The sequence below is a fragment of the Alphaproteobacteria bacterium genome, assembly GCA_018667735.1.
Taxonomy (GTDB): Bacteria; Pseudomonadota; Alphaproteobacteria; order Rickettsiales; family JABIRX01; genus JABIRX01.
On sequence record JABIRX010000018.1, the window covers coordinates 1 to 13521 of the forward strand.

The following is a 13521-nucleotide window of genomic DNA, read 5'->3' on the forward strand; positions in this document are numbered from 1 at the left end:
AGTTGGGCAATGCACTTATGAAAGCTTTTATAAATAATCCAAATTTAAGAAATGAAATAAGTAATGTAAGTAAAAATCTTCAAGATCAAGTTTCAGTTGTTGATGAGATAAAAGCACAAAATACTAAAAATATGGATGAAAAAAATATTCATAAAAGTGAACATATAAAGCAATTAGCACATGCCATTAATGATTTAGGCATGAATGATGCACATGGTAAGTGGGCAGAAGGCTTATCAGATTCTGATAACCTTAAAGATAAAAATAGTAAAAATTGGCAAGATAATATATCAAATAAAGAAAAAGGAGACCAATCAAGGGGAAGGTGACATAAAATTATATTTTAGAAATTGAGATTTGAGTTAAGTCCATTATAATAAGATTATGATTATATTTATAAAAATAATATCAATAAATTTTATTAAAGGTTTCGCAGAAGCTATGAGCTTTTATAAGTTAAATAAATCCCTTGGTTACCACAATAATGCGAGTAGTAGTCTTCAGCAAGATTGGAAATTTATAGCCAGGGACATTTTTAAAGCAATTTTTAAGAATAAAAAAATATAAAATGTACAAAAAAAAAGATTTCTCAAATCGTCCAAGAAATAATCGGGCAAATAAAACTTCTATTTTACCACCCAGCAATATTCTTGAAAAATACGAAGATTTAGCTCCAGGTTCTGCTGAAAAAATTATTGACATGGTAGATATAGAACAAGATCATAGGCATAAGTTTGAAAATAGGGCTTTAACAGCTTCTATAATTAGTTATAGATTAGGTCAAATTTTTGGTTTTATCTTTTTGCTTGCATCACTTGCTGCAACTTTATTTTTAATTAATAGCTCAGCTGATAAATATAATGCTATTTATCTATTTGTATCTGCCTTAAGTTTTTATTTTTTAATTACACTAATTACAGCCAGAACAAAGAACAAATTTAAAAGATATAAAAGAAGATAGATATGAAAAAAGCCTTTTCACTTATGGAATTATCAATAGTGATAATTATTATTTCGGTCTTATTAACCATTGGCTTTAAATCTTCAGAAATTGTAAAAAATTACGAAATAAAGAGAGTTTTAGCTGTAACTCAAGAATATGAAAATTCCTTGAAAGCATTCTATCAATTCTATAATGTAACAGCTGGCGATACAAATAATGGTTATAAATTATTTGCTGATGATAACTGTTTAGATGAAGTTATAAGCAGTACAGCAAAAGGATGTAATGGAGACGCAGATGGTGTCATTGATTTAACAGAGGCCACACAAACAACCGATAGCTATGAATCAATTTTAGCATTTTATCATTTGTTTAAAGCCAAGTTAATAGCTTTCGACAATAATAATGATCTAAATCTAGCTAATGTAACTGCTAATAATAATTTATCAGATTGTACAGGTGAGGCGGTATTTAATAGTGCGGTTAATATTCCTGCTCTTGGTATTAGAAATTCAGCATTATTTATATATAAATTAGCAGCTAATGATATTTCTTTGATGATTTCAAGTGGAGATCATTGCTCACTTTCAAATTTAAAGGGGGTTTTTACTGTAGAGGAGTTGATGGCTTTAGAAACTAAATATGATGATGGCTTACCTGAATCTGGTTTAATCCAAACTAATGCAGCCACTGCAACTTGTTTTAGTGGTACTGCTTACGATTTGTCAAAAGGTACAACAAAATTATGTAATTTAATTTATAAATTTGATTTTACTAATCAAATAGTAAATAAATTCTAAACCAAATTTTATTCAAATATATTTATCTTTTGCTTTAAAGCTAAAATTTGGATATTATATATCCTATGATTTTAAGGCCATTAAAGGTTATGACATTAATTATAAGCATAGGACCTTGAAGTAAATATACTTCAAAATTTTTGTCAGATTAGTTTTAAGTCAAGCCAGATATGTTATTTAGCATAACTATGGCTGGTTTTTTTTAGTGGTTGCACTTATTATATGTTAAAAGATATGTTTAAATTGTACGATGTGATTTATAAACGCAATTTTACTTATAAAATAATAGATAAACTCTAAGCTAAATCTCCATATAAAGGCCATCTAGCTTTTGGTTTAAAGCCAAGATTTGATATGTTACCTATTTTATAATTTTCAAGACCAGCAAAAGCTATCATTACAGCATTGTCAGTGCAAAATTTAGTGGAAGGGCAATATAATGTGCTTTTAAATTTTTGGCAAATTAGTTCTAAGTTGCATCTAATATATTCATTAGCAGCAACTCCACCTGAAAATACGATATTGGTGTTAATGTTGTTATATTTAGCTTGATATTTTTTTATTGCATATACAACTCTACTTTCAATTTGTTTGCTAACCGCATATTGAAAACTAGCAGCTATATCTTCTTTTTGTTTTAAAGACAACTCTCCTAATTCTGCTATTAAATAGCGTACCGCAGTCTTTAGACCGGATAATGAGAAGTTACAATTATCTTGCTTTACCATACTAACAGGTAATTTATAAGCTAAATGATTACCTTCTTTAGCAAGCTTTTCTATATAAGGTCCACCGGGATATGGTAAGCCTAATAATTTTGCAGTTTTATCAAAAGCCTCACCAATTGCGTCATCTAAAGTTTTACCATATTTTTCATATTTACCAGGACCATTACAGGCAAGAATTTGACAATGACCACCTGATGCTAAAAAAATAAGAAAAGGGTAACTTAATTCTGGCTTTTCAAACTTAGCCATTAAAGCATGTCCCTCTAAGTGATTCACAAAAATTAAAGGTATGTTATTTGCTAAAGAAATTCCTTTAGCTACCATAACAGAAGTAATTACACCACCAATTAAACCTGGTCCACCAGTTGCTGCTATTAATTCAATTTGTTGTAAGCTTAATTTTGCAGTAGCTAGAGCTGTTTTAATAAGTTGATCTATTATTTCAACATGACTTCTAGCGGCGAGCTCAGGGACTACACCACCATATGGTCTATGTATCTCTATTTGTGAAGATAAAATATGAGCTAAAATTTTGTGATCATCTATAATTGCAACAGCTGTGTCATCGCAGCTAGATTCAATACCAAGTACAATCATTTTAGCTTAGCAAATCATCTAATTTGCCAGCTTTATCTAAAGCATAAAGGTCATCAAAGCCACCAATATGTGTGTTGTTGATAAAGATTTGTGGCACGGTCATACGGCCTCCTGATTTATCAAGCATTTCTAGTTTTAATGAAGGGTCTTTAGAAATATCTATTTCAGTAATTTTATCTGCAACATTTTTTTGTGCAAATAGTGCTTTTGCCTTATTACAATAAGGGCAAATAGGAGTTTTATACATTAATATGTTAGGCATAATTTAATTTTTTAAGTTCTGCGTATAGATTTATAGCATATTATTAAAAACATCAAGCCAGCTAGCATAGTTATTAAACCACCAAAACCCATAATTCCCATCCAAAAATTAGCACTGAAGCCTTGAATTGAGTCTGGCGATTTCCTCAATGCACCATAACCACCTGATATTGCAAGTCCTGTAATATGTATGATTTGTCCTGTAGCGTAAATAATAGGTTGCCAAATAGCTAATTTAGAGTCAATTTTTTTGCCCCCGAACTTAGGCAATAATATGTAAGTAATAGCTATTAATGATATCGTAACCGCAACTGTAGAGCCATGATAATGGGCAGGAATTAAGGTGTTTGATATAGTGATTTTACTACCAAGTAATCCACCATATACAAATAATAAAGATGAACCAATAAAGCAATTTAATAAAACCCTATTTTCCTTACTATTAGAATAAAATTTCTTTTGGCACAAAACAGAAGAAGCAAAAAATAAAAATATTAAAGGTAAAAAGCTACTACCATAAATCATATGCGCGGTGTAGAAGTCTTTAAATTCTGCTATAGAAGGGGTTGATAAAGTAAAAATAACAAGAGAATATAACGCAATTAAACTATAAAGGAGTAAATTTATTTTTAGTGAATGGTCTAGAATAGATATTTTAAGTTTTGCTTGTCTTAAACTTAAATGCCAGCCGAGCACCATTAAAATTACATATGCATATTGTAAAATATGTCCAAAACCCCAAAAGAGTATTTCATAAAACTCAGCTTGTATTTCATGTTGCTTGATAAATTCTAAAGCAGGAAAGAAATTAATAAAAGCGATAATAATTACAATATTAAATGATAGAATATAATTTTTTTCTATTGAAGTATTACGTAAAAAATATTTTCGATTCAAAAAAGATGAGGTTATTGAGGTAATTATGATGATTGATAAATATAAGCTTAAACTGAGAAAGAATAGTAAGTTATTGATAACTGGAATATAATTATTCAAAATTGCTTCACTAGGTAGAAAAGGTGATAAAATCAAACCAAATAGAGAGGCTAATGCTATTTTAAAGGTGAATTTCCTTATAAAGTCTAGTTTTTCTAAATAGTTAAAGCTTAAGCATAAACCCAAAGCTAAAAACCAGAATAATTGAGATAAATCAACATGTATGACTAGAGCTTTATTAAATAAATCCTTAAAAATAAAAAAATCTTTAATAAAGGGAGTGCGAGAAAATACAATTATAAAAGTTAATAAACCTGCAGCTAACAGAGCAGAAATACTAAGCAAGAGCCATTTATCTTTTATATGTTTTAAGTCTTGTTTAAAAGTAGTTTTAGTCATATGATTATTAGTGTTTTTTTAGAATAACAAAGAAAAAAAAGATGAATAGAGAAAATTACAAAAAACTATATAATTTTTGGCTTGGTACAAGTTTATTTCTAATAACCTGCATGGTTATAATAGGAGGTTATACCAGACTGACTGGTTCTGGCTTATCAATTACTGAATGGAGCTTAATATCAGGTGTATTACCACCTTTATCGGACACTGCCTGGCAAGAAATGTTTAAGCTTTATAAACAAATACCTCAATATATAGAAGTAAATTTCTTTATGGATTTAGCTGGTTTTAAAAAAATTTTCTGGCTTGAATATATTCACCGGTTACTTGGACGTTTAATTGGTTTAGTGATAATTATACCAGCTATTTATTTCTACTTTAGTAAATTTGCAAATAAACAAGATAAATATAATAGTTTATTATTTACTATTTTGGTGATGTTGCAAGGTGCTATTGGTTGGTTCATGGTATCTAGTGGTTTAAGTGAGCTTACCTTAGTTAGTCATTACAGATTGGCGTTACATTTATTAACGGCCTTTATATTATATGCTTTAATTGCAATAAAGTTCTTTAATATAACAAAAATTAAGCAGTCAGAAAGTTTTAAAAAGCTATTTTTAACCTTTTATATATTGTTAATTTTCCAAATAATCTATGGTGCTTTTGTAGCAGGCCTGCATGCAGGATATATTTATAATGAGTTTCCACTGATGGGAAATAATATATATCCAAAAGAGATATTCTTTGTATCCATAACAGAGTTCTTTTTAACAAATATAGCAACAATACAATTTATTCATCGAGTAACAGCAATATTGTTGCTAGTCATCGCAGCTATATTAATTTATAAGGGAATCTTAAAAGTTGTTTTAGGACAAGCTCTGATAGTTCTTTTAGCATTGCAATTTTTATTGGGTATTTCTGCTTTAATCACTATAATTAACATACATTTAGCTGTGTTACATCAGTTATTTGCTTTGCTATTATTTACTACTTCATCTATATTTTTAACTAGAATAAAAAAATAATGGATTATTACAAAAAATTTAAATCAGCAATTTCTGCCTTAAAAGAACAACATAGATACAGAGAATTTATTGAGGTGGCAAGAGACTCAGGTAGCTTTCCTTATGCATATAGCCACAAAACTCAAAAAAGAATTCTTATGTGGTGTAGCAATGACTATCTTGCTATGGGGCAAAATAAAGAGCTCCAGAAAGCCATGATTATGGGTATTGAAAAATATGGAGTAGGGGCCGGAGGAACCAGAAATATCTCTGGAAATAGCCACCCTTTAGTAAAACTAGAATCTGAAATTGCAGAATTACACCATAAAGAGGCAGCCTTGGTTTTTTCCTCTGGCTATGTAGCTAATCAATCAGCTATATCAGCTTTAGCAGGAGTTTTAGAAGATTTAGTGATCTTTTCAGATGAATGTAATCATGCTTCTATAATTGAAGGTATAAGACAGGCTAAAAGAGAGAAAATTATATTTAAACATAATGATGTAACAGATTTAGAAAATAAATTAAAAAAATATCCTTTAGCGCAAAGTAAAATTATTATTTTTGAATCAATTTACTCAATGAGTGGTAATGTTGGAAAAGTTGCTGAAATAGCGGCTCTTGCTAAAAAATATAATGCGCTAACTTACATAGATGAAGTACATGCAGTTGGGCTTTATGGTGAAGATGGCGGAGGGGTAACTGCCCAATTAAATTTAAGAGATGAAATAGATATAATTCAAGCTACTTTTGCAAAAGCCTATGGTTTAATAGGAGGTTATATAAGTGCTAAATTCGAGCTTATTGATGTAATTCGCTCTTATGCACCAGGCTTTATTTTTACAACTGCAATGCAACCTGCGAATGCCGAAGCTGCAGCTAAATCAATCAATATTCTTAAAAATAATAATCAATTAAGAATAAAGTTTCATGAAAATGTCAGAAAACTAAAAGATAAATTAACAAAAGCTAATATAGACTTTTTGACGAATAATAGTCATGTCATCTCTGTCATGATTAGAGAAGCTAAAAAATGTAAGAAAATTTCAGATAATTTACTAATTAAACATAATATTTATATTCAGCCAATCAACTTCCCAACGGTAAATAAAGGCACAGAAAGATTAAGAATAACAGTTAATCCTTTGCATGATGAAAATATGATGAATGATTTAGTTGCAGCTTTGCAAGAGGAAATTAATTAATTTTCTCCTCTATTAACTTTATGGTTTCATTGATACCAAATAAAGAGATAAAAGAGCCCATTCTAGGTCCTGTAGATTGACCTAGCAATATCTCATACAAAGCTTTGAACCAATCTTTTAATTCAAAATTAAAATCATTACCTATTTGATAAACAATATTTTGCAACTGTTTTGCATCGTTAGTGTCAGTATTTTTTAAATCTTCTTTTAAACGCAAAATTGCCTGATACTCTAGTTTAGTTGCTTCTCTATATGATTTATGTGCTTTAATAAAATCATTATAATAGTTAACTGCATATTCAACTAAAACATCTAAGAATGGTGATAAATCTGCATTCAATGTTTTATCATATTTTGAAATAAAGCCCCATAAAATATCTTTATTGTCTGGGTTACAAGCTGAAGCTAAATTTAACAATAAAGAAAATGAGATATTACCCATATTTATTTCAGGAACATTAGAATTATGCACATGGTAAACAGGATTATCTAATTGTTTGACACTATCTAAATCATGAAAACGATTAATAAAATTTAAATATTCATCAGTTGCTTTAGGAATTATATCAAAATGAAGTCTTTTAGCGGTTTTGGGTTTATTAAACATATAATAAGCCAAGCTTTCTTTAGGAGCGTAACGCAACCATTTTTCTATGGAAATACCATTACCCTTAGATTTTGATATTTTTTGACCTTTATCATCCAAAAATAATTCGTAATGAAAATTATAAGGTGCTTTTTTACCTAAAATTTTACTAATTTTTTTTGCTAATTCAGCAGAAGGGATTATGTCTTTTCCATACATTTCATAATCCACATCAAGTGCATGCCAGCGCATGCCAAAATCTGCTTTCCATTGCAATTTACAATGTCCATTAAAGATAGAAATATTTTGTGTATCACCATTACTATCTATAAAATCTATGGTGTAATCTTCTATATTAAGAGCTTTAACACCCGTTTCTAAGATTTTATTAGTTATGGGGCAAACAGGCATAAAAGGACTATAACTTGCTCTTCTTTCCTCACGTAAAGTAGCCTTAACTAAATTAGTTATTTCCGCGTAGTTATCAGCTAGATTTTTTAATGCATTATTAAAAATTCCATCTTTATAGCATTTAGTTGAGCTGTAAAATTCATATTCAAAACCAAAATTATCAAGAAACTTCTTCAGTCTATTATTCATATTAGCTCCATAGCTGCTATGTTCTTGATATGGGTCAGGAATATTAGTCAGGGCTTTACCTAAATTATCATACAAAATATCTGAATTTGGTATGTTGTCAGGTACTTTTCTTAAGCCATCCATGTCATCTGAAAAGCAAATAAGTTTGGTTGGAATATTAGGTGCTAATTTAATGAAGGCGTTTCGTACCATTGTAGTTCTTGCCACTTCGCCAAAAGTTCCTATATGTGGTAAACCAGATGGTCCATAGCCAGTTTCAAATAATACAAAACCTTTATTAGGTGTTTTATAATTAATTTTTTTAAGTAAAGCTCTAGCTTCAACAAAAGGCCAAGCATTAGAGCTCTCAAATTTATTTTTAATTTGTTTATTTTCCATTTTTCCTAAGTTCATGTATAATTTCTAAGCGTAATTCTTTATCATTAAGCCTATCTCTAATAAAATATTCCATAAAATTTAATTCACCTGGAGTGAACTCTGCAAAATTATTTAAAATATCTAGAATAATCTCTTTCGCTGCTGTTTTTTCTCCTCTTTGCTCATGAATAAAAGCAGGCATCTGTCTAGCCCAGTAGGGCATTTTTACATCTTTAGGAGTGGCTGCTAATTCATAAGCAACAGCTAAGGCCAAATCTTTATCTTTTAATTTGTGATTAGCTATATAAACAGCCTGAGCTAGCCACCACCATTTTTCTCGAGGGTTTCTTTTAGCATGTGCTCTTAAATATTCTACAATGTAAATGGTGTCTTGTGGATTTTGAGTTTGTGAGTAATAATAACTCGCTAATGATGGCACAAAATTAGATTTTGCATCCAATTCATCTAAAAGATAAAACCAACCTTGCAATTTCTCATAATTATAATCTTTTAAAGCAGTAAACCTGCCCCAGCTATCGCCAGCATTTTGAATTTTAAAGGCAAAGTTACGAAAATAAAACTGATTATCACCAAGAGATAATAATTTAACAGTGTTCAAACTAGGTACATCAGGCACAATTGTCATATCTGGTTTAATATGATTGGTTTTAAACCAAAATGTGATTTGCAATGATAAAACTAATATTAAGCTAAAATATTGCAGATTTTTCTTTGATTTTAAAGTCATAATTAAAATTGTTTTTTATTAAAATCTATAACAGACATTAATAAAATTAAACTAATATAAATAACAGATTGACTTGTAATTAAGGTAAAAATACTTGCATCCATATTACCGTAAATAAGCCACTTGCTTTGCGCAAACTGATCTAACCTAGGTAATAATGAAGATAAAGCTTTGAGTGACATTTCAATGGCAACATTAAAATTTATGTTATTTAATTTAGCTGGTATAATTATAGTAGAAACAGCAAAACCCATAATTCTAGAAATTATGTAAAATGAAAAACAACCAAGCACACTACTAACAGCACTTTTTAAAATAAGAGAGGATAATATTGCAAAAGATGAGATTATTATTAGTTCAAAAAACATTGATAAACTCCACAAAGTAAGACCAGCTAACTCTGGTTTAAAGAAGAAATAAATAAAAAATATAACAGGAGTTAACAAAGTGATTGCAAGAATAACAAAACTAAAGAAATATGAAAATAATAAAGTACTTCTAGAAATTGGTCTGGAAATTAAAAAATCTATTTCTCTATTTTCAAATGATCTTCTTATATGAAAACATATAAATAATATCATACCAACTACCAGTATCATTCTAGTGCTAGATGCAAGAAAAACTAATTGCATAGAACTTTGCTCTGATAATGCAGTAGAGCCTAAAAATAATGATATAGTGCAGGCAAAAATCAATATGGCAAATAAACCAATAAATAACCAATCACGAACAGCCGTGAGTAATACATACCTAATTAAAGCATTCATTTTATATACCTAAATTTTGTGGATCTCTTGTGAAAATATTATAAAAGTCACGATCTGATTGATTTATTTGCGGCTCAGAATTAATAATTGTAGCTTTGATAAATATTACTGTTTCAGTTAAATTCGTATCTTTGTTAGTAGATTTAAAGAAATATCCTAATAAAGGTATATCCTTAAGCCAAGGAACTCCAGTAGAATTATCTGAATTACTATGTTCAATTAAACCACCAATTACCATAGTTTCGCCACTTTTAAGCTTTAGCATAGTATCTATTTCTTTCAACTGTACTTCTGGTATGCTACTAGTAATATTTGCATCTGCTTCGGCCGAAGCTATATCAACTGCTGGGTCATTAACAGAGCTAGAAGATGATGAGATGGTTGGTCTGATATTCATGGTTACTTCGTTTTTATCAAGATTTATCGAAGGAAGTAATGATAAAATTATACCAATTGGTACTGTTTTAAGCTCGCTTTCTACGGTAATATCTGTTGTTGTGCCAGAGTCCGTAGTGGTTGAGGTGTTATCTACATCAACTTCAAAATAAACTTTATTTTCAGTAAATGATAATACTGATTGTTGATTATTAAGAGCGGTAATTCTCGGTGATGATAAAGTTCTAGTGGTGCCAAATGATTGAATAAATTGCATGGTTCCATCTAATTTTCCACTACCACTTCCCCTAGTTATACCTAAAGAAAAGACATTTGAAGCATCAGTAATATTGCTAAAATTACCACTATTTCCAGCTGATAATTCTGTCCAATTAATACCAGTTTCAAACTTCTCATCAAGCGATACTTCTACGATTTTTGCCTCTATTAATACTTGAGCCGTGATATTTCTAGTCACTTTATTAAGATAATCTTCTATTTGCTTATGTTGAACTTCAGTTGCAGATATGGAGATAATACCTGCCTTTTTATTTATAGTTACATAGCTGGATTTGTCACTTCCCTCAGATTCTATTTGTAACATTTTTTCAATATCTGTTTTTATAGAATCCCAAATACTAGATTCACTGTTACTACTTAAAGAGCTTTCCCCGCCACTACTTAGCTCATCAGAGCTTGTGGTGGTGCTAATGGTTAAAGAGGATGTAAAATTTCTTTCTATGTCTAAAAACCCTAAACCATAATTATTTAAATAAGGTAAATCTCTTTGAATACGTAAAATTCCATTGCTAATACTATACCTTAAATCAGCCAAGCTAGAAATTTGTTGGATTATATCTATTAATGGTCGATCTTTTGCGATGATGATTACACCACCCGAAATAGAAGGGTCAATTTCTATCTCTATTTCTGCTAATCTTGCTAATTCTATTAATACATCCTTTAGAGGGACATCTTCAGTTACTTTGATAGAAACTAATTTTCCTTCGGCAAAATCAGGGATTGCTGGATATTGAAAAATTTTTGGTAATTCTGGAATGTTATTTTTTTTTGTTTCCGCTTTACTAGACCTAAATTCACTATCTGTTAAGCTTTTTTTGAAATCAGATTTACTCAAAGACAACTCTTTGTCATGAATTAAAGTCTTGTTTTTGGAGCTTTTGGTGTTCGAGTTGCAAGAAAATAGTAGTAAAGTAAGAGCGGCAATAGAACCTAGTAATAAATGATGTTTCATTTTAAAAAATAATTAGAGTTAGAAAATATAAGTACTTCAATAATATCTATGTTTTCACTCCAAGAGATACCAAATAGTAATGGTATTATCAAGCATAAAAATAAAGAAAGAGCGAGGCTGGGCCCAAAGGGAAATAGATTGCTTTTGAACATATATTGCCAAATTAAGCCATTAACAGCGCCAAATAACCCAGAAAGTAAGTAAAAAAACACTAAATTCTGATAACCAATAAAGATTGAAATAGTCAAAATAAATTTAACATCACCAAAACCTAAGCCATCTTTATGGCGCACAAGTTTATATAATGCTCCTATACCATAGCTTGAAAGAAAGCCTGTTATACCAGATATTATAATGTAACTGATTGTGTAATTAGCTAGGTACGACCATATTATAGCTAATATAAATAAAATTATTTGTAGCGAATCTGGTATGATGTAATGTTCAAAATCTATAACAGATAATGTAACTAAAAATATGACTAAGGTTAATATTAAGTAAGAATAATGATTTAGGCCAATTACAGAAACAGTAAAGGCAAAAAGAAATGAAGTAGTGATTTCAATTAGAGGGTATCTTACGCTAATAGGCTTGTCACAATATCTACATTTTCCATTATTAAGCAGCCAAGAAAATAAAGGTATTAGATCTATTAAGCTCAAGTTATGGTTGCACTTAGGGCAATGAGATCTTTTAAATACCACATCATGATTTAGAGGTAATCTATGGCTGAGCATCGAAACAAAGCTGCCAAAAGAAAGGCCAAATAAAGAAAAAATAAATATTATCATTTTTATAACTTTTATCTATAGTATAATTTTAATATTTAACTACAATAGTTTTATTATACTATAGATAAAAGTTATAAAAATATATTATAATTATGTTGGATAAAAGAGCTTTCAGCCTATTAGAACAGTCACTTGTAATTGCAATCTTGTCACTAATGATGGCAACAGGATCACTATATTTTAAAAATAGTGATTATAAGTATAAATATGATGAAACAAATAGAAGGGTAAAAATATTAAATGATGCTATAATTGCTTATTACCTAAAAAACTCTGCTTCAGCAACAATTTCTGATGGTGAGTTTCCATGCCCAGCCAACCCAGCTCTAAATCAAAGTGACACAAGTTTTGGTTTGGATAGTAGTACTGGCTCAACCTGTAATTTAAGCTATAGTAATAATAATTATTTTTATGGTTCCATTCCAATCAGAGATTTAGGTTTACCTTATTTTTATGCATATGATGCTTGGGGGCATAGATTCTCATATGTAGTGAAATATAGTAATGTTCCTGACATTCTAACGGACTGGTCTGAAAATTCAAAAACAGAAATGCTTTATGCTATTATTAGTCATGGTGAAAATGGTTACTCTGCTTACAATAAATATGGGGCTAAAAGGCAGGTAAGCAGTGATAGTAATGAGCTAAATAACAGTATAGATTCTACAGATTACAGCTTAGTTACAGATTATAACAAAACTTCTTCATATGATGATTTAGTCTATAGCATAACGGGAGCAAGGTTTTTATCTGAGCTAGCAGGTGGGGTAATACCAAATAGTATTTTATGTAATGTATTAAACAACAAAACTTACACTGATAACTCATGTGTTATCTTGCAAAACAAGATCTTAACTATGTGTCCAGAACAGTGAATTTGAAAAATAATGCATTCACATTAATAGAGCTATCCATAGTAATGGTAATAGCTGCTGCGATAATGAGTTTGGGACTCTCTATATTTAAGGCGAATAATAACCAAAAAGAAGTACAGGTGCAAAAACAACTAATAGTTATAGAAAAGGCATTAGTTGATTATTATAGTGATAATAAAAGATTGCCATGTCCAGCTACACAAAATCTAGCAGTATCTGATAGTAATTTTGCGCAAGAGCAAATTACTAATTCTAATTGCACTGATTCTTTGCCTGCTAACACATGTAACTCTA

15 protein-coding genes are annotated in these 13521 nt (G+C 29.8%); 7 read left to right on the plus strand and 8 right to left on the minus strand.

The window, feature by feature from the left end:
• Positions 1-17: 17 nt before the first annotated feature.
• The 3 genes from HOH73_02105 (at position 18) to HOH73_02115 (ending at position 1743) form a co-directional block, all read left to right on the plus strand.
• Entirely contained in the window at positions 18-329 is a 312-nt protein-coding gene (locus tag HOH73_02105) for a hypothetical protein (GenBank protein MBT5827653.1), read from the plus strand.
• Between the two features lie 239 nt (positions 330-568).
• The gene (locus HOH73_02110; GenBank protein ID MBT5827654.1) at positions 569-961 is read left to right on the plus strand and encodes a DUF2335 domain-containing protein; all 393 of its coding nucleotides are present in this window, start codon (positions 569-571) and stop codon (positions 959-961) included.
• Between the two features lie 2 nt (positions 962-963).
• Positions 964-1743 (plus strand): prepilin-type N-terminal cleavage/methylation domain-containing protein, encoded by a 780-nt coding sequence (locus HOH73_02115; protein ID MBT5827655.1) that lies wholly within the window; start codon positions 964-966, stop codon positions 1741-1743.
• A gap of 296 nt (positions 1744-2039) precedes the next feature.
• Here the strand turns inward: HOH73_02115 and tsaD are convergent, their stop codons facing one another.
• From tsaD to HOH73_02130, 3 genes are read right to left on the minus strand one after another with little or no spacing between them, the layout of a single operon-like run.
• The gene (gene tsaD, locus HOH73_02120) at positions 2040-3068 is read right to left on the minus strand and encodes a tRNA (adenosine(37)-N6)-threonylcarbamoyltransferase complex transferase subunit TsaD (GenBank protein ID MBT5827656.1); all 1029 of its coding nucleotides are present in this window, start codon (positions 3066-3068) and stop codon (positions 2040-2042) included.
• Position 3069: 1 nt separating this feature from the next.
• Positions 3070-3330 carry a glutaredoxin 3 gene (gene grxC / locus HOH73_02125; protein MBT5827657.1) on the minus strand — a complete coding sequence of 87 codons (261 nt, stop codon included), beginning with the start codon at positions 3328-3330 and terminating at the stop codon, positions 3070-3072.
• Between the two features lie 11 nt (positions 3331-3341).
• Positions 3342-4664, minus strand: coding sequence for a hypothetical protein (locus tag HOH73_02130; protein MBT5827658.1), 1323 nt, complete (start codon positions 4662-4664; stop codon positions 3342-3344).
• A 41-nt stretch (positions 4665-4705) separates the two neighbouring features.
• Between HOH73_02130 and HOH73_02135 the strand changes: the two genes are divergently transcribed.
• The gene (locus tag HOH73_02135) at positions 4706-5692 is read left to right on the plus strand and encodes a COX15/CtaA family protein (GenBank protein ID MBT5827659.1); all 987 of its coding nucleotides are present in this window, start codon (positions 4706-4708) and stop codon (positions 5690-5692) included.
• Positions 5692-6873 carry a 5-aminolevulinate synthase gene (gene hemA, locus HOH73_02140; protein ID MBT5827660.1) on the plus strand — a complete coding sequence of 394 codons (1182 nt, stop codon included), beginning with the start codon at positions 5692-5694 and terminating at the stop codon, positions 6871-6873. Before HOH73_02135 ends, hemA begins: the two co-directional genes overlap by 1 nt.
• Here hemA and HOH73_02145 read toward each other — a convergent pair.
• The 5 genes from HOH73_02145 to HOH73_02165 are packed head-to-tail and all read right to left on the minus strand — an operon-like array spanning position 6866 to position 12352.
• Positions 6866-8437, minus strand: coding sequence for a lysine--tRNA ligase (locus HOH73_02145; GenBank protein MBT5827661.1), 1572 nt, complete (start codon positions 8435-8437; stop codon positions 6866-6868). The genes hemA and HOH73_02145 overlap by 8 nt on opposite strands.
• The gene (locus HOH73_02150; protein MBT5827662.1) at positions 8427-9164 is read right to left on the minus strand and encodes a hypothetical protein; all 738 of its coding nucleotides are present in this window, start codon (positions 9162-9164) and stop codon (positions 8427-8429) included. Before HOH73_02150 ends, HOH73_02145 begins: the two co-directional genes overlap by 11 nt.
• A gap of 2 nt (positions 9165-9166) precedes the next feature.
• Positions 9167-9931: a hypothetical protein gene (locus HOH73_02155; GenBank protein ID MBT5827663.1), complete on the minus strand. Its 765-nt coding sequence runs from the start codon at positions 9929-9931 to the stop codon at positions 9167-9169.
• 1 nt (position 9932) lies between these two features.
• The gene (locus HOH73_02160; protein MBT5827664.1) at positions 9933-11561 is read right to left on the minus strand and encodes a hypothetical protein; all 1629 of its coding nucleotides are present in this window, start codon (positions 11559-11561) and stop codon (positions 9933-9935) included.
• Positions 11558-12352, minus strand: a complete 795-nt coding sequence (locus tag HOH73_02165; protein MBT5827665.1) for a prepilin peptidase — start codon at positions 12350-12352, stop codon at positions 11558-11560. Before HOH73_02165 ends, HOH73_02160 begins: the two co-directional genes overlap by 4 nt.
• A 92-nt stretch (positions 12353-12444) precedes the next feature.
• Between HOH73_02165 and HOH73_02170 the strand changes: the two genes are divergently transcribed.
• Both HOH73_02170 and HOH73_02175 read left to right on the plus strand, forming a co-directional pair.
• Positions 12445-13227, plus strand: a complete 783-nt coding sequence (locus HOH73_02170; protein ID MBT5827666.1) for a type II secretion system protein — start codon at positions 12445-12447, stop codon at positions 13225-13227.
• On the plus strand, positions 13224-13521 hold a 298-nt coding region (locus HOH73_02175; GenBank protein ID MBT5827667.1), incomplete at its 3' end, for a type II secretion system protein. The genes HOH73_02170 and HOH73_02175, both read left to right, overlap by 4 nt.